The organism is Escherichia sp. MOD1-EC6021, from assembly GCF_002965245.1.
Classification (GTDB): Bacteria; Pseudomonadota; Gammaproteobacteria; order Enterobacterales; family Enterobacteriaceae; genus Escherichia; species Escherichia coli_F.
Genome location: NZ_PTRU01000015.1, coordinates 91,173 through 111,950, shown reverse-complemented (window position 1 = coordinate 111,950; position 20,778 = coordinate 91,173). Strand labels below are relative to the sequence as shown.

At 53.4% G+C, this 20,778-nt stretch carries 22 protein-coding genes and 1 pseudogene; 8 read left to right on the top strand and 15 right to left on the bottom strand.

Annotated features, from left to right (window positions below; genetic code table 11):
• Window positions 1-36: 36 nt before the first annotated feature.
• Entirely contained in the window at window positions 37-564 is a 528-nt protein-coding gene (gene hydN, locus BEB54_RS17640; RefSeq protein ID WP_001078777.1) for an electron transport protein HydN, read from the bottom strand.
• Between the two features lie 148 nt (window positions 565-712).
• Window positions 713-1,723, bottom strand: a complete 1,011-nt coding sequence (ascG, locus tag BEB54_RS17635; protein ID WP_105276819.1) for a DNA-binding transcriptional regulator AscG — start codon at window positions 1,721-1,723, stop codon at window positions 713-715.
• A gap of 259 nt (window positions 1,724-1,982) precedes the next feature.
• Between ascG and ascF the strand changes: the two are divergent.
• Both ascF and ascB read left to right on the top strand, forming a co-directional pair.
• Window positions 1,983-3,440, top strand: a pseudogene (gene ascF / locus BEB54_RS17630) (PTS cellobiose/arbutin/salicin transporter subunit IIBC).
• An 8-nt stretch (window positions 3,441-3,448) separates the two neighbouring features.
• Window positions 3,449-4,873, top strand: a complete 1,425-nt coding sequence (gene ascB / locus BEB54_RS17625) for a 6-phospho-beta-glucosidase AscB (protein WP_105276820.1) — start codon at window positions 3,449-3,451, stop codon at window positions 4,871-4,873.
• A gap of 114 nt (window positions 4,874-4,987) precedes the next feature.
• Here the strand turns inward: ascB and BEB54_RS17620 are convergent, their stop codons facing one another.
• From BEB54_RS17620 to hycA, 11 genes are all read right to left on the bottom strand, one after another.
• The gene (locus tag BEB54_RS17620; protein WP_000126291.1) at window positions 4,988-5,407 is read right to left on the bottom strand and encodes a helix-turn-helix domain-containing protein; all 420 of its coding nucleotides are present in this window, start codon (window positions 5,405-5,407) and stop codon (window positions 4,988-4,990) included.
• A 70-nt stretch (window positions 5,408-5,477) separates the two neighbouring features.
• A complete protein-coding gene (locus BEB54_RS17615; RefSeq protein ID WP_105276642.1) occupies window positions 5,478-6,233 on the bottom strand; it encodes a hypothetical protein in 756 nt (251 codons plus the stop codon).
• 42 nt (window positions 6,234-6,275) lie between these two features.
• Window positions 6,276-6,746: a hydrogenase maturation peptidase HycI gene (gene hycI, locus BEB54_RS17610; protein WP_000132961.1), complete on the bottom strand. Its 471-nt coding sequence runs from the start codon at window positions 6,744-6,746 to the stop codon at window positions 6,276-6,278.
• The gene (gene hycH / locus BEB54_RS17605; protein ID WP_105276643.1) at window positions 6,739-7,149 is read right to left on the bottom strand and encodes a formate hydrogenlyase assembly protein HycH; all 411 of its coding nucleotides are present in this window, start codon (window positions 7,147-7,149) and stop codon (window positions 6,739-6,741) included. The genes hycI and hycH overlap by 8 nt, the downstream gene beginning before the upstream one ends.
• On the bottom strand, window positions 7,146-7,913 hold the full coding sequence (hycG, locus tag BEB54_RS17600; protein ID WP_000067390.1) for a formate hydrogenlyase subunit HycG: 768 nt from the start codon (window positions 7,911-7,913) through the stop codon (window positions 7,146-7,148). The genes hycH and hycG overlap by 4 nt, the downstream gene beginning before the upstream one ends.
• A complete protein-coding gene (hycF, locus tag BEB54_RS17595; protein WP_105276644.1) occupies window positions 7,913-8,455 on the bottom strand; it encodes a formate hydrogenlyase subunit HycF in 543 nt (180 codons plus the stop codon). The genes hycG and hycF overlap by 1 nt, the downstream gene beginning before the upstream one ends.
• A gap of 9 nt (window positions 8,456-8,464) precedes the next feature.
• Window positions 8,465-10,174 carry a formate hydrogenlyase subunit HycE gene (gene hycE, locus BEB54_RS17590; RefSeq protein ID WP_105276645.1) on the bottom strand — a complete coding sequence of 570 codons (1,710 nt, stop codon included), beginning with the start codon at window positions 10,172-10,174 and terminating at the stop codon, window positions 8,465-8,467.
• A gap of 17 nt (window positions 10,175-10,191) precedes the next feature.
• Entirely contained in the window at window positions 10,192-11,115 is a 924-nt protein-coding gene (hycD, locus tag BEB54_RS17585; RefSeq protein WP_000115224.1) for a formate hydrogenlyase subunit HycD, read from the bottom strand.
• Window positions 11,116-11,117: 2 nt separating this feature from the next.
• Window positions 11,118-12,944, bottom strand: coding sequence for a formate hydrogenlyase subunit 3 (gene hycC / locus BEB54_RS17580; RefSeq protein ID WP_001274427.1), 1,827 nt, complete (start codon window positions 12,942-12,944; stop codon window positions 11,118-11,120).
• Window positions 12,941-13,552 carry a formate hydrogenlyase subunit HycB gene (gene hycB, locus BEB54_RS17575; RefSeq protein ID WP_001079186.1) on the bottom strand — a complete coding sequence of 204 codons (612 nt, stop codon included), beginning with the start codon at window positions 13,550-13,552 and terminating at the stop codon, window positions 12,941-12,943. The genes hycC and hycB overlap by 4 nt, the downstream gene beginning before the upstream one ends.
• Window positions 13,553-13,676: 124 nt before the next feature.
• Complete coding sequence (gene hycA, locus BEB54_RS17570; RefSeq protein ID WP_000158081.1) at window positions 13,677-14,138, bottom strand: formate hydrogenlyase regulator HycA; 462 nt, start codon at window positions 14,136-14,138, stop codon at window positions 13,677-13,679.
• 211 nt (window positions 14,139-14,349) lie between these two features.
• On the opposite strand from hycA, the gene hypA reads away from it, so the two are divergent.
• From hypA to flhA, 6 genes are all read left to right on the top strand, one after another.
• Complete coding sequence (hypA, locus tag BEB54_RS17565) at window positions 14,350-14,700, top strand: hydrogenase maturation nickel metallochaperone HypA (protein ID WP_001299100.1); 351 nt, start codon at window positions 14,350-14,352, stop codon at window positions 14,698-14,700.
• 3 nt (window positions 14,701-14,703) lie between these two features.
• On the top strand, window positions 14,704-15,576 hold the full coding sequence (hypB, locus tag BEB54_RS17560; RefSeq protein ID WP_000337678.1) for a hydrogenase nickel incorporation protein HypB: 873 nt from the start codon (window positions 14,704-14,706) through the stop codon (window positions 15,574-15,576).
• Window positions 15,567-15,839, top strand: a complete 273-nt coding sequence (hypC, locus tag BEB54_RS17555) for a hydrogenase 3 maturation protein HypC (RefSeq protein ID WP_000334881.1) — start codon at window positions 15,567-15,569, stop codon at window positions 15,837-15,839. The genes hypB and hypC overlap by 10 nt, the downstream gene beginning before the upstream one ends.
• On the top strand, window positions 15,839-16,960 hold the full coding sequence (gene hypD / locus BEB54_RS17550; protein WP_001212982.1) for a hydrogenase formation protein HypD: 1,122 nt from the start codon (window positions 15,839-15,841) through the stop codon (window positions 16,958-16,960). The genes hypC and hypD overlap by 1 nt, the downstream gene beginning before the upstream one ends.
• Entirely contained in the window at window positions 16,957-17,967 is a 1,011-nt protein-coding gene (hypE, locus tag BEB54_RS17545; protein ID WP_001059968.1) for a hydrogenase maturation carbamoyl dehydratase HypE, read from the top strand. Before hypD ends, hypE begins: the two co-directional genes overlap by 4 nt.
• 73 nt (window positions 17,968-18,040) lie before the next feature.
• Window positions 18,041-20,119 (top strand): formate hydrogenlyase transcriptional activator FlhA, encoded by a 2,079-nt coding sequence (gene flhA / locus BEB54_RS17540; protein ID WP_105276646.1) that lies wholly within the window; start codon window positions 18,041-18,043, stop codon window positions 20,117-20,119.
• Between the two features lie 39 nt (window positions 20,120-20,158).
• On the opposite strand, the gene BEB54_RS17535 is transcribed toward flhA, so the two are convergent.
• Together BEB54_RS17535 and BEB54_RS17530 are read right to left on the bottom strand one after the other, a co-directional pair.
• Entirely contained in the window at window positions 20,159-20,512 is a 354-nt protein-coding gene (locus BEB54_RS17535; protein WP_105272169.1) for a nitrous oxide-stimulated promoter family protein, read from the bottom strand.
• A 31-nt stretch (window positions 20,513-20,543) separates the two neighbouring features.
• Window positions 20,544-20,723 (bottom strand): hypothetical protein, encoded by a 180-nt coding sequence (locus BEB54_RS17530; protein WP_032303651.1) that lies wholly within the window; start codon window positions 20,721-20,723, stop codon window positions 20,544-20,546.
• Between the last annotated feature and the right edge of the window lie 55 nt (window positions 20,724-20,778).

Here is a 20,778-nt window from a genome sequence, read left to right as displayed (position 1 = left end):
GAATTCCTTTGATGCCAGAACAGTTCTGTAAGATTTTTAGAACATCAGCGCCGTGCGGCGGCGTTTTTCTGCGCTCAGTTGTTCAAGTTTATTACGATCGACACAAATCAGCGCATGGGTCGGGCAAGCAGCCATACAGGCCGGGCCGTCTTCACGATGGTTACAGAGGTCGCATTTATTAGCTTCGGCTTTGTCAGCGCGTACGTTAAGCCCTGCGCCGCTGTTGCGAATCACCGGACGCACTACCACTTCCATCGCACCATACGGGCAAGCCACAACGCAGGTTTTGCAACCAATGCAACGTTCCTGCATGACATGAACAAACCCTTTATCACGGCTGATAGCACCATTCGGGCAGACATTAGCGCACGGTGCATCTTCACACTGACGGCAGACTGTCGCCGTGGAAATGTTCACACCTTTAATGACATGGATTCGCGGTAAAAAAGTTTCCGGGGTCAGCGATGCACAGTCCTGATTCTCCTGATGAGAAACCACGCACGCCACTTCACAGGTACGACAACCAATACATTTACTTGCGTCAGCAATGATGAAACGGTTCATCAAATTCTCCAGCAATGACAGTTAATGCGCCGATACATTCACAAATCATGCCAACTTTTAATTGATTGTTATTTAAAGAAATTAAATTCTGCAGTGCAGAAAAAACGATGTCATCGACACTAGTGACGATGACATGTGATGACAATGTTTATCGCGAAAGAGCAATGAGTGAGTCGCGGCGGATTAGTTTTCCGCTGAAGGTTTTCGGCGGTGTGTAAGCACCACCATCGAGCATAAATATCAGCCGCCCAATTATTTCCTGAATCATCTCAGTCACCGGAATTTTTACGCTGGAGAGCGCCGGAACGGTGTAGGGGGCAATTGCGATATCATCAAATCCAATAACCGATACTTGCTCCGGCACCGCTACACCACGGTAATGCAACGCTTTCATCGCACCTATCGCCATATCGTCGTTACTGGCAACTAACGCGCTAAATTTAGCCCCACGTTCGAGCAACGTTTCTACCCCTTCGGCCCCGCTGGCAGGCGTCCATTTACCGTTAGCGATAAGTTTTTCATTGAGTGCAATACCATGCTGCGCCAGCGCGTCTTTATATCCGGCAAGGCGTTCAATGCTGGTGGGGGAATCCATCGAACCGGTAAGGAAAGCAATCTCCTGATGTCCGGCGTTTATCAACTCTGCCACGGCGTTAAAGCTGGTCTGTTTATGATCGCACCAGACGCTATGGCTACTGTTTTTGCGCAGGCGGCGATTGAGCACCATTATCGGCTGATTGTGTGCATCAATGATGTCATCAATCTCATCCACGCTTAAAAAGCGCGGGTAAATCATAATGGCGTCGCAGCGCAGATCCAGTAGATACTGAATCGCCTGGCGTTCTTCTTCGGCGCTATGTTTGCCATCTGCCAATAGCAGCTGACGCCCTTTCTCTTCCGCCATTCTCGCGGTATGAAACAGTAATTCACTAAAATAAATGCCGTGGTAAAGCGTGTTGGTCACTACCAGCCCCAGCGTCTGGGTACTCTTCGCTGACAGATTGCGCGCCAGCAAATTTGGGCGGTAGCCGCTCTCTTCCACCGCCTGAAACACGCGATCTTTAGTTTCCTGGCTGACGTAGCCATTACCTGAAAGCACGCGGGAAACGGTCGCTTTTGAAACCCCGGCGCGCTTCGCCACTTCCAGCATCGTCGTCATCATTTTCATCCCTTTACACGCAATCAACGCAGTGTACTGCACCGTTGGCTGATTGTCCTTGCGCAAGCAGCGGGAAAAATATTCAGGTGACCGGTTTCACAAATATAAAAAATGAGCAATTAACTCTCTTGCTTAATCAGTATCAACTATTCATGATTTTGTGAAACCGGTTTCTTAATTCCGTTTCAGCATCGGCAATTTCCCGTCACGTCGACTGATAACAACTACCTCTACCCTACTGATAACAGGATAAAATCCGATGGCCAAAAATTATGCGGCGCTGGCACGCTCGGTGATAGCGGCACTGGGCGGCGTTGATAACATCTCGGCAGTCACGCACTGTATGACGCGTTTGCGCTTTGTTATCAAAGATGATGCACTGATCGACAGCCCAACGTTAAAAACTATCTCCGGCGTGCTCGGTGTGGTACGTAGTGACAACCAGTGTCAGGTGATTATAGGTAATACGGTTTCGCAGGCTTTTCAGGAAGTTGTCAGCTTGTTACCTGGAGATATGCAGCCCACGCAGCCCGTGGGGAAACCCAAACTCACGCTACGTCGCATTGGTGCGGGGATCCTGGATGCGCTGATCGGCACCATGTCACCGCTGATCCCGGCGATCATCGGCGGATCGATGGTCAAACTGCTGGCGATGATCCTCGAGATGAGCGGCGTGCTGACAAAAGGATCGCCGACCTTAACCATTCTCAATGTGATTGGTGATGGTGCTTTCTTCTTCCTGCCGCTGATGGTCGCTGCTTCTGCCGCCATTAAATTTAAAACCAATATGTCGCTGGCGATTGCCATTGCGGGTGTGCTGGTACATCCGAGTTTTATTGAGCTGATGGCGAAAGCAGCCCAGGGTGAACATGTTGAATTTGCCCTGATTCCGGTCACCGCGGTGAAATACACCTACACAGTGATCCCGGCGCTAGTGATGACCTAGTGCCTGTCATATATCGAACGCTGGGTGGACAGCATTACGCCAGCGGTGACGAAAAACTTCCTCAAGCCGATGCTGATTGTGTTGATTGCCGCACCGCTGGCAATCCTGCTGATTGGCCCGATTGGTATCTGGATCGGTAGCGCCATTTCGGCGCTGGTTTACACCATTCATGGTTATCTGGGCTGGCTTTCAGTCGCCATTATGGGCGCACTGTGGCCTCTGCTGGTAATGACTGGAATGCACCGCGTCTTTACGCCAACCATCATTCAAACTATTGCCGAAACCGGCAAAGAAGGGATGGTCATGCCGTCAGAAATCGGCGCTAACCTGTCGCTGGGTGGTTCATCGCTGGCGGTGGCGTGGAAAACGAAAAACCCGGAACTGCGCCAGACGGCGCTGGCTGCGGCGGCATCAGCCATTATGGCGGGGATTTCCGAACCCGCGTTATACGGCGTGGCGATCCGCCTGAAACGTCCGCTTATCGCCAGTCTTATCAGCGGTTTTATTTGCGGCGCGGTTGCCGGTATGGCGGGGCTTGCCAGCCACTCAATGGCAGCGCCGGGATTATTTACCAGCGTGCAGTTCTTCGATCCGGCGAATCCAATGAGCATCGTCTGGGTGTTCGCCGTCATGGCGCTGGCGATCGTGCTGTCGTTTATCCTCACACTGTTGCTCGGCTTTGAGGATATTCCTGTTGAGGAAGCGGCTGCCCAGGCGCGAAAGCATCAGAGCGTACAACCGACCGTCGCCAAAGAAGTAAGTCTTAATTGAGGATGAAAATGTCAGTATTTCCGCAAGGTTTTTTATGGGGCGGCGCGCTTGCCGCCAACCAATCTGAAGGCGCGTACCGTGAAGGCGGCAAAGGGCTGACCACGGTCGATATGATCCCGCACGGCGAACATCGAATGGCGGTGAAACTGGGGCTGGAAAAACGTTTTCAGTTGCGCGATGACGAGTTTTATCCCAGCCATGAGGCAACGGATTTTTATCATCGTTATAAAGAAGATATCGCCCTGATGGCAGAGATGGGATTCAAGGTTTTTCGCACCTCGATTGCCTGGAGCCGCCTCTTTCCGCAGGGCAATGAACTGACGCCCAACCAGCAGGGCATTGCTTTTTACCGCACGGTTTTTGAAGAGTGTAAAAAGTACGGTATCGAACCGCTGGTCACGTTGTGTCACTTCGACGTGCCGATGCATCTGGTCACTGAATATGGCTCCTGGCGTAACCGCAAGCTGGTGGAGTTTTTCAGCCGCTACGCCCGGACCTGCTTTGAAGCATTTGATGGCCTGGTGAAATACTGGCTCACCTTCAATGAAATCAACATTATGTTGCATAGCCCGTTCTCCGGCGCGGGTCTGGTGTTTGAAGAAGGGGAAAATCAGGATCAGGTGAAATATCAGGCTGCGCACCACCAGCTGGTTGCCAGTGCGTTAGCTACCAAAATCGCCCATGAGGTTAACCCGCAAAATCAGGTGGGCTGTATGCTGGCGGGCGGCAACTTCTACCCTTACAGCTGCAAGCCGGAAGATGTCTGGGCGGCGCTGGAGAAAGATCGGGAAAACCTGTTTTTTATCGATGTGCAGGCGCGGGGGGCGTATCCGGCTTACTCTGCCCGCGTATTCCGCGAAAAAGGGGTAACCATCGACAAAGTACCGGGCGATGATGAAATCCTGAAAAACACCGTCGATTTTGTCTCTTTCAGCTATTACGCCTCGCGCTGCGCCTCGGCGGAGATGAACGCCAACAACAGCAGTGCGGCGAACGTGGTGAAATCGCTGCGTAACCCGTATCTACAGGTGAGCGACTGGGGCTGGGGTATTGATCCACTCGGTCTGCGTATCACTATGAACATGATGTATGACCGTTATCAGAAGCCGCTGTTTCTGGTGGAAAACGGCCTGGGCGCAAAAGATGAATTTGCTGCCAACGGTGAGATTAACGACGACTATCGCATCAGCTATTTACGCGAACATATCCGCGCAATGGGCGAAGCGATTGCAGACGGCATTCCGCTGATGGGCTACACCACCTGGGGCTGTATTGATTTAGTTTCCGCGTCAACGGGTGAAATGAGCAAACGCTACGGTTTTGTCTATGTAGACCGTGACGATGCAGGCAACGGCACGCTGGCGCGCACGCGTAAGAAATCATTCTGGTGGTATAAAAAAGTGATTGCCAGTAATGGTGAAGATTTAGAGTAAGTAACCGTGCCGGATGCGGCGTGAACGCCTTATCCGGCCTACATAGTTCGTGCGACATGTAGGCCCGATAAGCGCAGCGCATCGGGCAATCTGGCGTTTGGCATCTGTCAAAAATCAAAGAAACCATTCCGGCTTAACGCCAAATCGGGCTGAAAGTGCCTTAATGTGGGATATCGTCAAGGATCGTTGTCCAGACAAAATCTGACTGACCAGGGATTTAGAGCCGATTTCGTTCTTCAAATCCGCATAGGTCAGATTATGTTGATCAATCAACGTGCGAAGTAACGCCACGCCAACCGGCATTGCAGCAACGGCTTTGTCGAACTCTGCAAACTTTTCGTGGTTGTTTTCATACTCTGCAATGCGGCTCGCCAGAAAGTCGATAAGTGGATTGGTGTCATCTTCTTCAATCAAATATTCGACCAGTTCCAGTGCTTCACGATAATCATCTTCTGAGTCACTGCCTCCCAGAAAGGGGACTGCATTGACCAGTTCTCTTGTTGCTTTAACAGCGCGTGCAGCATTAGCAGTCATTCTTTGTTCTCTCTGTATTGACGTGACGTCTGTCTGCACGTAATCGCCCACATAGACACTCTGCAAAAAGTCAGTTCTGATTCACCCCATCAAGCACATCCCCTGTTATCAAACAACGCTGCGTCAGCGCTAAATCTTCCGTTTGCGGGTCACGCCCGGCAATGGGTTTGAGGACGAGTTTACGGTTGGGGGTATAAGTGAAACGCGTGAGCGCGGGATAGCTTAACTTGCCAAACCAGCCGTGAACACGTTGCCATTTGGCGTCTTTTACCTGATACAGACTGGTTATCCAGTAACCAGAATTAAACTGCATATCCAGCAATTGTGTGTGGCCATTGCCTTGCAAATCCAGCAAATCATCTACGCCAGTTTTGCTTGCGGTGTAGAATCCCCAGGGTTCAAAGACACAGGGACGACCATCGCGCGTGAACGTCATAAGGATTAAATGTGCATAAGGAGCCAGACCATTACCAGCACTTGGTAACCAGATAACCAGATCCTGAATGCCGTTACGATCCAGATCGGCGCGATAGAGTTGCCCTTTGCCCGCCATATTTGCCAGCATACCCACAGGCACCTTCCAGGATTTCCCGGCGCGGTCTTTAGCAGTTAATTGCCAGTAATCCTCTTCATTTGGCATCTTCTCAAGCTTCACGCCAGCAACGCCCACTTTTCTAAAATGCCAGGTTTGCTCGGTATAATAAGGCATAGTCAGGAGAGGTTTCAGCGCCCGCTTTTGCGCGTATTCGCTGTCACTCATTGGCAGATATTCGGTAAAGCTGGTAGCCTGCGCAGGAAGCACTAAGCAAAATAAAAAAGCGCACATCCCTGTTCTGATTTTCAATTCCCTGAATTCCTTACTGAAAAACTACTCTTCTTCCACCGCTAACTGAGCAAATCCGCCATTCCCTTCCCAGCCTTCCAGTCGTTGATAAACGGTTTCTACGGCGTCTTTAATCGGCTGGGTCATCGGGTAGTAAAAACCGACGATATCCGGCTGGATACCGAGGAAAATCACTTCACCAATATCTTCTTTCAACTGGTCGATAAGGTAGTTCAGCGGCATGTTATGGGTAGTCATCATAAACATCTCGGCGATGTCATCCGGATCGATGATGCGGATCTCGCCGGGGTTTAGCCCCATATCCGTGGCGTCGACAATCAGCAGTCGTGTCGGGCGCAGTTCGCGGATGGCGACAATGTCGTTTTCCGGTGCGCTACCGCCGTCAATCACCACCCAGTTACCTTTCGGCGCGGCGGCGCACTTTTCCGCCAGCAGCGGACCTGCGCCATCATCGCCCATCATGCTATTGCCAACACAGAGTAAAACGTCAGTCACGCAGTCTCCTCACCATCAAATAGATGGCATTTTCCTGATAAATATCATGCAGCATACTTAACAGCATGGTACTCCATTCTTTCTGCTGCGAAGTTTGCGTTGCCCGGGCTTTATCGAATGCGTTGGCCAGCATCGGCACATGGTTAATGTCGATAACGATCTCACCATATTTCGGCACGCCTTCCATTTTGCGGCGGGCTTTGCTGCCCGCCTCCAGAGTGGCAATCCATGCCAGATATTCATCCCACGGGCAGGTGAGCGCGGCTTCCAGGCAATCGATAACCCCAAGGTGGTGACCAATCGCCAGGCTGTAATAGACCACCTGCTGCGCCTCGGCGGGCGTGGCATCGTTCTCATCAATAAATTTACGGCTCAGTTGACTGAACACCACCTTTTCACTCATCGAATACGCGCCTCTTCAACAACATGATTCAGATGGCTGACAATCTCGTTCAGACGCGGATCGTTTTCCGCTTCCAGCCAGCGTGCAACCTGCTCTTCACCCTGCCCTAACTGCGTCAGGAAATCATCGGCAATCTGGCGACCGTAACGATAACCCGCCAGGCGGCGTGCTTCGCGATCTACTTTTACACGCAGCGGCTGCACCATATCGCCATGCAGGATCTCTGCCGGTTGTTCATCCAGTTCACCCGGCCCACGGGCGTGAATTTTCTGCTCCAGCAGGCCGAGCGCCATTGCAAAGCCGTACAGCGTGGCGGCTGGCGTTGGCGGGCACCCCGGAATGTAGACATCCACCGGGACGATTTTATCCGTACCCCCCCACACGCAGTAGAGATCGTGGAAGATCCCGCCGCTGTTACCGCAGGCACCGTAGGAGATACAGATTTTCGGGTCCGGCGCGGACTGCCACGCACGCAGCGCAGGGGATCGCATTGCACGGGTGACCGCGCCGGTAAACAGTAAAATATCCGCATGACGCGGAGACGGAACGACTTTAATGCCGAAGCGTTCTGCATCGAACAGCGGCGATAAGGTTGCGAAAATTTCAATTTCGCAGCCGTTGCAGCCGCCGCAGTCCACGCGGTAAACGTAGGCAGAACGTTTGATTTTTTTCAGTAACGACGCCTTCATACTGGCGATGGATTCATCCACCGTCATCGGGACCGGAATGCCGTTGGCGTCACGGGGGCCTAATAAATTGCTCATCAGATGGCCTCTTTCATATGGCGAGTCAGTTCAATACGGTCGGACGGCACCAGGCATTTCTGGCGCTTACATTCCGGGCAAGTCTCAAAGCTTTCGCGGTGGTTTTCCGCGCGGCTGTCGCCATTGTGCTTAAGCAGCGCAATGGCGTAATCGATCTCTTTCTGGACGGCGAAAGGACGATTACAGACGCGGCAGTTGCACAGCGCGAAGCGAGACTGTTGCAGGAAATCTTCTTTCTTCCACACCGCCAGTTCGTACTCTTGCGACAGTTTGATCGCCGCCGTCGGGCAGACTTCTTCGCAGCGTCCACAGAAGATGCAGCGACCGAGATTGAACTGCCATGCCAGCTCACCGGTGGCGAGATCAGTTTCAACCGTTAAGGCGTTTGACGGGCAGGCATTGACGCAGGCTGCACAGCCGATGCACTGTTGCGGGCTCTGCTCTGGCTTACCACGGAAGTTTTTATCAACCGCAATCGGCTCCAGCGGGTAAGACGAGGTCGCCGTGCCGGTTTTGATGACTTTTTTGATAAAGGTAAACATGGCGATTCCTTATTTCAGCGGCGAGTTTTTACGCTCAATGCTGTAGCGCTCAAGTTCTTTGTACGGCACCACTTTGCTCTTCTTCTTACGCACATCGACCACGGTCATGCGGTCGGTACAGGAGTAGCAAGGGTCCAGGCTACCAATAATCAGCGGCGCATCAGAAACGGTGTTGCCGCGCAGCATGTAGCGCAGGGTCGGCCAGTTCGCGTAGGTCGCGGCACGGCAGCGCCAGCGGTACAGCTTCTGGTTGTCGCCGGTCATGCTCCAGTGGATATCATCGCCACGCGGCGCTTCGGCAAAGCCCAGCGCAAAACGGTGTGGAATGTAGGTAAAGCCTTCCACCATCAGTGGGCCGCCCGGCAGGTTATCCAGACCGTAGTCGATCATGTTCAGCGCGGTATAGACTTCGTTGATACGCACTTTCAGACGGGAAATCACGTCGCAGCCCTGCTCGCTGTGGACTTCCATTGGCAGCAGGCCATAACCAACAAACGGGTGATCGGCACGGGTATCGCGGGCGTGACCGCTGGCGCGGACCATCGGGCCGACGTTACTGAAGTCGCGGGCAATTTCCGGGTCCAGACGACCAATGCCGACAGTGCGCTGTTCCATGTTCGGTGTGCTCAGCAGCACATCCACCAGCTCCTGCACTTCACGACGCATCTGCTGCGCCAGTTGACGGGTCTGGATCATGTCATCTTTCAGCAGATCGCGACGAATCCCGCCGATCAGGTTCAGGCCGTAAGTTTTACGCGCACCGGTAAGGATCTCCGCCATTTTCATGGAGGTTTCACGCACGCGGAAGAACTGCATAAAACCGGAGTCAAAGCCAGTGAAGTGGCAGGCAAGTCCAAGGTTGAGCAGATGCGAGTGCAGGCGTTCCACTTCCAGCAAAATGGCGCGAATCATCTGCGCACGTTCTGGCACCTGAATACCCATCGCGTTTTCCACCGACGTGGTGTAAGCGGTGCTGTGGGCGAAGCCGCAGATCCCGCACACACGGTCGGAGAGGAAGGTCACTTCGTTGTAACCCATGCGGGTTTCCGCCAGTTTTTCCATGCCGCGATGGACATAGAACAGGCGGTAGTCGGCGTCGATAATGTTTTCGCCATCGACGAACAGACGGAAGTGGCCCGGTTCGTCAGAAGTGACGTGCAGTGGACCAATCGGCACGACGTTGTTTTTCTTGTCGCCCAGTTCGTTGATGAACTCGTAGGTTTCAGCATCAGTAGTTGGTGCCGGACGTTGACGATAATCCATGCTGTCTTTACGCAGCGGGTAGAGTTCATCCGGCCAGTCATCCGGCAGCACCAGACGGCGTTCATCCGGAAGCCCTACCGGAATCAAACCGTACATATCGCGCACTTCACGCTCGCCCCACACCGCCGCCGGAACGCGCGGCGTCACGGACGGATATTCTGGTTTGTTGGCGTCAACTTCGACGCGAACAGTTACCCAACACTTGGTGCCCTTCTCCATCGACAGCACGTAGTAAACGGCGTAATGACCATTCAGTTTGCGTTCGTCGTTACCAAACAGCACCGACAGCCAGCCCCCCTGCTTGTAGTAGAGGAACTCCACCACTTCCGGCAGATAGTTCATCTTCACGGTGACAGTCAGCTGATCTTTGGTCTGCCAGGCGTGGTCCAGCACGACGCCCGGAAATGCCTCATTCAGCGCGGCGAGATAATGTTGACCTAATTTTTCTTCAGACATGCTCAAACTCTCTTTAATCACGCCGCCAGCAAGGAGACGAACGCTAAAAATGCAAAGCCAAAACCAGCCCAGGTAATGCGTGGAGTAATATCAAGACGCAGACGGGCCATGCTGTTTTCGAACAGCGCGATAACCAGTACGCCGACCACCAGTTTGACGATGGCAATCACCAGCGCCAGCAGCAGCCCACCGGCAGTGAAGGTTTCCATTTGTCCCCACGGAATAAACACCCCGACGAACATCTGTAACACCACCAGCTGTTTCAGGCTGATACCCCATTTCATGACGCCAAAGCCGCTGCCGCTGTACTCAGAGAGCGGACCTTCCTGCAGCTCCTGCTCGGCTTCCGCCAGGTCGAACGGCAGTTTGCCCATTTCGATAAAGGTGGCGAATGCGCAGGCACAGAGCGCCAGCACCAGCGGAATGCTCTGGCTCAGCGGCCAGTGATAAACGGTGTCGGTGATGTTGCTGATGTTGGTGGAACCGGCCACCTGCGCGGCGACCCACAGACCAAGCAGCAGCATCGGTTCAACCAGCACGCCCAGCATCGCTTCACGGCTCGCGCCAATAGCAGTAAACGGACTACCGGTATCCAGACCAGAAATGGCAAAGAAGAAACGCGCAATGGCGAAAAGATACAGTAAAGTGATCAAATCCCCCAGTTGAGGCAGCGGAGAACCGACAGTCACTACCGGCAGCGCGGTAGCGATAGTCAACATGACGCCAACCATTACGTACGGTGTCAGGCGGAACACCCAGCCGGAGGCATCGGGACCAACGCTCTGACGACCCAGCAGTTTGATAATGTCGCGATACTCCTGCAACACGCCCGGCCCGCGACGGTTATGCAAGCGGGCGCGCGCCACGCGGGTAATACCGGAGAGCAGCGGCGCAACGGCAAATAACACCAGCGCCTGAATTAACGGATATAAAACACTCATTCTCAGGCTCCTCGTGAAACAATAATCACCACCAGCACCGCCAGTTCAACCAGCGCCATCCGGCGGAACAGCAACGCACTCCCCTCGCACTGCCAGCCTGGTACCAGCGACACCGGATTCAGCCATTTGCGCAGTTTCAGCACCGGCGCAAACGCCTGTTTCACCGGCATGGCAAAACCGTGAGCAGTAATCACCATTGATTTTTCATGGTCGTAGCCGCACACCCAGGCCGCGCCGCGGGAACGCGACGGCAAACGATCGCCTTTGCAAATCGCCATAATGATGAATGGCAGCAGCGGGCAGGCAATCAGCAGCAACGTGATCATTGGTTGAGAAACGGTTGTATTAGCAGGCTCCAGCGGCAGAGGTACGGCAGCAGACAACATCGGCAGCAGCCACGGCGCAGCAACACCGCCAATCACGCAGCAAATCGCCAGTGCCACTACGCTTACGCTCATCAGGAGCGGCGCACAGGTGGCGTTTTCGGCTTCTTTGGTACGCGGCGCGCCGAGGAACGTGACGCCATAAACTTTCGCCATACACATCACTGCCAGCGCACCGGTAATTGCCAGCCCCACGGCGAGCAGCGGCCCGAGAAGACGGGCAACAAACGCGCCACTATTGCTCAGTTTGAAGAAGGATTGATAGATAACCCATTCCCCGGCAAAACCGTTCAGCGGTGGCAGCGCAGCCATTGCCATCAGACCGACCAACATGGCGATGGAGATAACCGGCATTTTTTTGCCAATACCGCCGAGTTTTTCGATATCGCGATGACCGGTACGGAACCAGACGCTCCCAGCCCCGAGGAACAGTACGCTCTTGAACAGGCTATGGTTAAGCAGATGGTACAGACCACCGACCAGGCCAAGGGCAATCAGCGCCGGTTGTTCAAGCGCGATACCCGTTACGCCAGCGCCCAGCCCCAGCAGGATGATGCCGATATTTTCCAGAGTGTGGTAAGCCAGCAGACGCTGAATGTTGTGCTCCATCAGCGCATACAAACCGCCGACGAACGCGGTGATCATGCCGAGTACCAGAAGTGCAATTCCCCACCACAGCGGCGCATTACCGCCCAGCAGAGACAGGGTTAAAATACCCAGCAGGCCAATTTTCATCACCACCGTGGAAAACAGCGCGGCAGCTGGCGCAGAGGCGTTAGCATGAGCCTGTGGCACCCAGCCGTGCAGCGGGATAATCCCGGCCAGCAGGCCAAAACCAATCACACCGAGCAGCCAGATATCGGAACCAAGCGGCAGCTGTTGCATGCGCATATCCAGCAGGCGCAGATCCAGCGTGCCGTAACGTTGCCACAGCAGCCAGCAAGCAATCGCCAGCAGCAAAGTGCCAAGACGCCCCAGCGCAAACCACAGTTTGCCCTCTTTGCTGTTGCTGGTGAGGAACACCGCACACAGGGCCATGATTTCTGCCATTACTACGAACATGCCCAGATTGCTGGCAATGACGGCACAGACGGCAGCAGCCATCAACATATTGATTTGCAAACCGTTGCATTTCACCTGCGCATGGCGATGCCAGTCAATGTTGTAAAGGCTGACAAACAGACCGCACAGGCCGAGGGTTATCAGCCAAATCGCATTAAGCGGAGAGATTTGCACATTGTAGCTTACCAGCGACAACGCGCCGCTCACGCCAACCGCGCCAGTCAGCACAGTGAAGCCTGCGGCTGCCGTATACAGGCTACCCACCGCGCCGCCAATTCCGGCAATCCAGCCGCTTAACGCCTTTTGAAAAGAAAAGAGAAATGCCAGAACAGCGGCGGCAACAAACCACGCCACGCCGCTATTGATCAGGGAAATTGCGCTCATTTAGCCTCTCCACTTTGAGCCTGCTGAAACAAGGTGAGATCGCCAAAGTCCGTGTTAAAGGTCAGCTCACGCTTACGCTTGCTGACGCGGGCGATATCGGTGTTATCCACCAGATGCAGGGCTTTGGTTGGGCACATCCGCACGCAGGCCGGACCTTGTTCATCAAAGCTACAGAGGTCACATTTGACGGCGATCGCGCGAATACCCGGCACCCAGTCAAGCAACGTGCTGACACGCGCCGGAGCAGGCGGTGCCGGTGGTGCTTTCGGAGTATTGGCGTTTGCCGGAATATCCAGCGGACGGCTGCCGGAAAATTCGATTGCGCCAAACGGGCAGGCGATGCCGCACAGTTTGCAGCTTACGCACAGGCTTTCATTCAGCTGCACTGCCCCATCAACGCGGGTGATAGCGTTAACCGGGCAGACCACCGCACAAGGTGCATCTTCACAGTGGTGACAGAGCTGCGGCGCAGATTCTTTTTCATTTAGCATCACTCGCAGGCGCGGCATTGATTGCAGGCCGTGCTGGCGATGCGTCTCTGAACAGGCGGCCTCACAGGTGTGGCAGCCGATACAGAGCGTGGAGTCAGCAATTACAAAACGATTCACCAGGCATTCCTCAGGTGATTGTCATTTTTGACGAAAACATGCCGATGAAATGTCATTTTCGACACTCATCGACACGCCCATCCCCAAACAGGCGTAACGCCTGCAAAACGGGCAAAGCCTCAGCTCATGCCGCCGGGCTTTGTCCCTTTACCAGTTGGCTTAAATTCACCGGTACATTGTTTTCAATGGCGGTGTATAAGCTGTCGTAAACGCCAGCGATTTTTTCGAGATAGTGTTCCAGTACCTGTTCGCGATCGCGGATGTTGACCTTGCCATCTATCATTCCGTCAATGCTCAATTGTGCCTGCGCAATCCGCTGTTTTTCTTCACCCTCTTTCGTTTCGACGTAATACTCGATGGTGTGGCTGTTAAAGCCATCCGCCAGGGTGACGTAAATGCGAAAATGTTCAAAAAGGACGAAACAGAGTTCTTTGTCTGGCGCACAGCTCATGGCGTGATGCAGGCGCGCTTTCGATAACGTGATCCCCTGAACCAGCGAATTGCAGTAGAGATGCCACTGGTCCTGTAGGCGACGATGCCGCTGTGCGATGTAATCGGCTTTCTCGCTTATTTCCCAAATAGTCATTGTCAGGTTACCCGTTTAACAGAGATGCCAGCTTTAAGCATTTTTTGTGCCAACTTTTAATTTATTGTTATAAAAGAGATTTTTAGGATTCTGGTGAATTTCGTCGCCGTGTCGACGTGTCATTTCGACATCATCGACATTATTCACTTTAGGGATAATCAACACTGGCACAATTATTGCTTGTAGCTGGCCATAGTTAATGGGAGGCGATATGCACGAAATAACCCTCTGCCAACGGGCACTGGAATTGATCGAACAGCAGGCCGCAAAACACGGTGCAAAACGCGTAACTGGGGTCTGGCTCAAAATTGGCGCATTTTCTTGTGTCGAAACCAGCTCTCTTGCCTTTTGTTTTGATCTGGTTTGCCGCGGCAGCGTGGCGGAAGGTTGTAAACTGCACCTCGAAGAACAAGAGGCCGAATGCTGGTGCGAAACATGCCAACAATATGTGACGCTATTAACCCAGCGCGTCCGACGCTGTCCACAGTGTCATGGCGACATGCTACAAATTGTGGCAGACGACGGTTTACAGATTCGGCGGATAGAAATAGACCAGGAGTGAGCGATGTGTACAACATGCGGTTGCGGTGAAGGCAACCTGTATATCGAGGGTGATGAACATAACCCTCATTCCGCGTTTCGTAGCGCGCCATTTGCCCCGGCGGCACGCCCGAAGATGAAAATCACCGGCATTAAAGCGCCTGAATTTACCCCCAGCCAGACTGAAGAAGGCGACCTGCATTACGGTCATGGCGAAGCGGGCACTCACGCGCCGGGCATGAGCCAGCGTCGGATGCTGGAAGTCGAAATTGACGTGCTGGACAAAAACAACCGTCTGGCTGAACGCAACCGAGCGCGCTTTGCTGCCCGCAATCAGTTGGTACTCAACCTGGTTTCCAGCCCTGGTTCCGGTAAAACCACCCTGCTGACGGAAACCTTGATGCGCCTGAAAGACAGCGTTCCGTGCGCAGTTATTGAAGGTGACCAGCAAACCGTGAACGATGCCGCGCGCATTCGCGCTACCGGCACGCCAGCGATTCAGGTGAATACCGGTAAAGGTTGCCATCTTGACGCACAGATGATTGCCGACGCCGCGCCGCGCCTGCCACTGGACGATAACGGTATTCTGTTTATCGAAAACGTTGGCAACCTGGTATGCCCGGCCAGCTTCGATCTCGGTGAAAAACACAAAGTGGCGGTGCTTTCCGTTACCGAAGGTGAAGACAAACCGCTGAAATATCCCCATATGTTTGCCGCCGCCTCGCTGATGCTGCTCAACAAAGTTGACCTGCTGCCGTATCTCAATTTCGACGTTGAGAAGTGCATCGCCTGCGCCCGCGAAGTCAATCCAGAAATTGAAATCATCCTTATTTCCGCCACCAGCGGCGAAGGGATGGACCAGTGGCTGAACTGGCTGGAGACACAGCGATGTGCATAGGCGTTCCCGGCCAGATCCGCACCATTGACGGCAACCAGGCGAAAGTCGACGTCTGCGGTATTCAGCGCGACGTCGATCTAACGTTAGTCGGCAGCTGCGATGAAAACGGTCAGCCACGCGTGGGCCAGTGGGTACTGGTTCACGTTGGCTTTGCCATGAGCGTAATTAATGAAGCCGAAGCGCGCGACACCCTCGACGCCTTACAAAACATGTTTGACGTTGAGCCGGATGTCGGCGCGCTGTTGTATGGCGAGGAAAAATAATGCGTTTTGTTGATGAATATCGCGCGCCGGAACAGGTGATGCAGTTAATTGAGCATCTACGCGAACGTGCTTCACATCTCTCTTACACCGCTGAACGCCCTCTGCGGATTATGGAAGTGTGCGGCGGTCATACCCACGCCATTTTTAAATTCGGCCTCGACCAGTTACTGCCGGAAAACGTTGAGTTTATCCACGGTCCGGGTTGCCCGGTATGTGTACTGCCGATGGGAAGAATCGACACCTGCGTGGAGATTGCCAGCCATCCGGAAGTCATCTTCTGTACCTTTGGCGACGCCATGCGCGTGCCGGGGAAACAGGGGTCGCTGTTACAGGCAAAAGCGCGCGGTGCCGATGTTCGCATCGTTTACTCGCCAATGGATGCGTTAAAACTGGCGCAGGAGAATCCAACTCGTAAAGTGGTGTTCTTCGGCTTAGGGTTTGAAACCACCATGCCGACGACGGCCATCACTCTGCAACAGGCGAAAGCCCGCGATGTGCAAAATTTTTACTTTTTCTGCCAGCATATTACGCTGATCCCAACGCTACGCAGTTTGCTGGAACAGCCGGATAACGGTATCGATGCGTTCCTCGCGCCGGGCCACGTCAGTATGGTTATCGGCACCGACGCCTATAATTTTATCGCCAGTGATTTTCATCGTCCTCTGGTGGTTGCTGGATTCGAACCGCTTGATCTACTACAAGGCGTGGTCATGCTGGTGGAGCAGAAAATAGCGGCCCACAGCAAGGTGGAGAATCAGTATCGTCGGGTGGTGCCGGATGCCGGTAACCTGCTGGCGCAACAGGCGATTGCGGATGTCTTCTGCGTCAACGGCGACAGCGAATGGCGCGGCTTAGGCGTGATTGAATCTTCTGGTGTACACCTGACGCCAGACTATCAACGATTTGACGCCGAAGCGCATTTCCGCCCGGCACCGCAGCAGGTTTGCGATGACCCGCGCGCACGTTGTGGCGAAGTATTGACGGGCAAATGTAAGCCGCATCAATGCCCGCTGTTTGGTAACACCTGTAATCCTCAAACCGCGTTTGGCGCGCTGATGGTTTCCTCCGAAGGAGCATGCGCCGCGTGGTATCAGTATCGTCAGCAGGAGAGTGAAGCGTGAATAATATCCAACTCGCCCACGGCAGCGGCGGCCAGGCGATGCAGCAATTAATCAACAGCCTGTTTATGGAAGCTTTTGCCAATCCGTGGCTGGCAGAACAGGAAGACCAGGCGCGCCTTGAGCTGGCGCAGCTGGTGGCAGAAGGCGACCGTCTGGCGTTCTCCACCGACAGCTACGTCATCGACCCGCTGTTCTTTCCTGGTGGCAATATTGGCAAGCTGGCGATTTGTGGCACCGCGAATGACGTTGCGGTCAGTGGCGCTATTCCGCGCTATCTCTCTTGTGGCTTTATCCTCGAAGAGGGATTGCCGATGGAGACGCTAAAAGCCGTGGTGACCAGCATGGCAGAAACCGCCCGCGCGGCAGGCATTGCCATCGTTACTGGCGACACTAAAGTGGTGCAACGCGGCGCGGCAGATAAACTGTTTATCAACACCGCTGGCATGGGCGCGATCCCGGCGAATATTCACTGGGGCGCACAGACGCTAACCGCAGGCGATGTTCTGCTGGTGAGTGGAACTCTCGGCGACCACGGAGCAACTATTCTTAATCTGCGCGAGCAACTGGGGCTGGATGGCGAACTGGTCAGCGACTGCGCAGTGCTGACGCCGCTCATCCAGACGCTGCGTGATATTCCCGGTGTGAAGGCACTGCGTGACGCCACCCGTGGTGGAGTGAACGCGGTAGTTCATGAGTTCGCGGCAGCCTGCGGTTGTGGTATTGAAATTTCAGAAGCGGCACTGCCGGTTAAACCTGCCGTGCGCGGCGTTTGCGAACTGCTGGGGCTGGACGCCCTTAACTTTGCCAACGAAGGCAAACTGGTGATCGCCGTTGAACGCAACGCAGCAGAGCAAGTGCTGGCGGCGTTACATTCCCATCCACTGGGGAAAGACGCGGCGCTGATTGGTGAAGTGGTGGAACGTAAAGGTGTTCGTCTTGCCGGTCTGTATGGCGTGAAACGAACCCTCGATTTACCACACGCCGAACCGCTTCCGCGTATATGCTAATAAAATTCTAAATCTCCTATAGTTAGTCAATGACCTTTTGCACCGCTTTGCGGTGCTTTCCTGGAAGAACAAAATGTCATATACACCGATGAGTGATCTCGGACAACAAGGGTTGTTCGACATCACTCGGACACTATTGCAGCAGCCCGATCTGGCCTCGCTGTGTGAGGCTCTTTCGCAATTGGTAAAGCGTTCTGCGCTCGCCGACAATGCAGCTATTGTGTTGTGGCAAGCGCAGACTCAACGTGCGTCTTATTACGCGTCGCGTGAAAAAGACACCCCCATAAATTATGAAGACGAAACTGTTCTGGCACACGGTCCGGTGCGCAGCATTTTGTCGCGCCCTGATACACTGCATTGCAGTTACGAAGAATTTTGTGAAACCTGGCCGCAGCTGGCCGCTGGTGGGCTATACCCCAAATTTGGTCACTATTGCCTGATGCCACTGGCGGCGGAAGGGCATATTTTTGGTGGCTGTGAATTTATTCGTTATGACGATCGCCCGTGGAGTGAAAAAGAGTTCAATCGCCTGCAAACTTTTACGCAGATCATTTCTGTCGTCACCGAACAAATCCAGAGCCGCGTCGTCAATAATGTCGACTATGAGTTGTTATGCCGGGAACGCGATAACTTCCGCATCCTGGTTGCCATCACCAACGCGGTGCTTTCTCGTCTGGATATGGACGAACTGGTCAGCGAAGTCGCCAAAGAAATCCATTACTATTTCGACATTGACGATATCAGCATCGTCTTACGCAGCCACCGTAAAAACAAACTCAACATCTACTCCACTCACTATCTTGATAAACAGCATCCCGCTCACGAACAGAGCGAAGTCGATGAAGCAGGAACCCTCACCGAACGCGTGTTTAAAAGCAAAGAGATGCTGCTGATTAATCTCCACGAGCGAGATAATTTAGCCCCCTACGAACGCATGTTGTTCGACACCTGGGGCAACCAGATTCAAACCTTGTGCCTGTTACCGCTGATGTCTGGCGACACCATGCTGGGCGTGCTGAAACTGGCGCAATGCGAAGAGAAAGTGTTTACCACGACCAATCTGAATTTACTGCGCCAGATTGCCGAACGTGTGGCAATCGCTGTCGATAACGCCCTTGCCTATCAGGAAATTCATCGTCTGAAAGAACGACTGGTTGATGAAAATCTCGCCCTGACCGAGCAGCTCAACAATGTTGATAGTGAATTTGGCGAGATTATTGGTCGCAGTGAAGCCATGTACAGCGTGCTTAAACAAGTTGAAATGGTGGCACAAAGTGACAGTACAGTTCTGATCCTCGGTGAAACTGGCACCGGTAAAGAGCTGATTGCCCGCGCGATCCATAATCTCAGTGGGCGTAATAATCGCCGCATGGTAAAAATGAACTGCGCGGCGATGCCTGCCGGATTGTTAGAAAGCGATCTGTTTGGTCATGAGCGTGGTGCGTTTACCGGAGCCAGCGCCCAGCGTATCGGTCGTTTTGAACTGGCGGATAAAAGCTCCCTGTTCCTCGATGAAGTGGGTGATATGCCGCTGGAGTTACAACCGAAGTTGCTGCGTGTATTACAGGAACAGGAGTTTGAACGTCTCGGCAGTAATAAAATTATACAGACGGACGTGCGTTTAATTGCCGCGACTAACCGCGATCTGAAAAAAATGGTTGCCGACCGCGAGTTCCGTAGCGATCTCTATTACCGCCTGAACGTATTCCCGATTCACCTGCCGCCACTACGCGAGCGTCCGGAAGATATTCCGCTGCTGGCGAAAGCCTTTACTTTTAAAATTGCCCGCCGTCTGGGGCGTAATATCGACAGCATTCCTGCCGAAACATTGCGCGCGTTGAGCAATATGGAGTGGCCAGGTAACGTACGCGAGCTGGAAAACGTCATTGAGCGCGCGGTATTGCTGACACGTGGCAACGTGCTGCAGCTGTCATTGCCTGATATTGCTTTACCGGAACCTAAAATGCCGCCGACTGCAACGGTCGTCGCTCAGGAGGGCGAAGATGAATATCAGCTAATTGTGCGTGTATTAAAAGAGACTAACGGCGTGGTTGCCGGGCCGAAAGGCGCGGCGCAACGTCTGGGACTAAAACGCACCACACTGCTATCACGGATGAAACGACTGGGGATTGATAAATCGGCATTGGTTTAACTGCATTGAGGTGCCGGACAGATCTGCCTGTCCGGTATACTATTCACGAGGTTTTTTCGGGCGATATTTTTCTGGCAACTCCGGCACCGGACGCTTGTCATCAATGAGATGGCGTACGGTTAGGATCGGATGACGCCACAGCATGCGCGGCCCGGCCCAACGCATAATCTGTTTCATCTCTTCACGCTTTGCAGACTGGTAACAGTGCACCGGACACTGCTTACAGGCGGGTTTGTCTTCGCCGAACACACATTTATCCAGCCGTTTTTGCGCATAAGCAAACAATGCCTCGTAATGCGCCGGCTCCGCTGACGCCTGCGGGCATTTCGCTTGATAAAGATCGATCATTTTTTTAATCGTCAATTTTTCACGAGAGATACGCTTGCCGGACATGCTGCCTCCACCTCATTAAGATGTATTTATATTACAACTTAATTTGAAAGGGGACTATGGCTCTGAAGAAGAAGGGTTCGCCAACTGATACAATTTTGCGTACTTGCTTCATAAGCATCACGCAAAAGCTGCAAAACAGCATCTTTCCCGGAATCACCATCAAGAACTCGCCGTTCGCTTCTTCCCCTGAAATGATTAACTCCGGTATCATGTGCGCCTTATGTGATTACAACGAAAATAAAAACCATCACACCCCATTTAATATC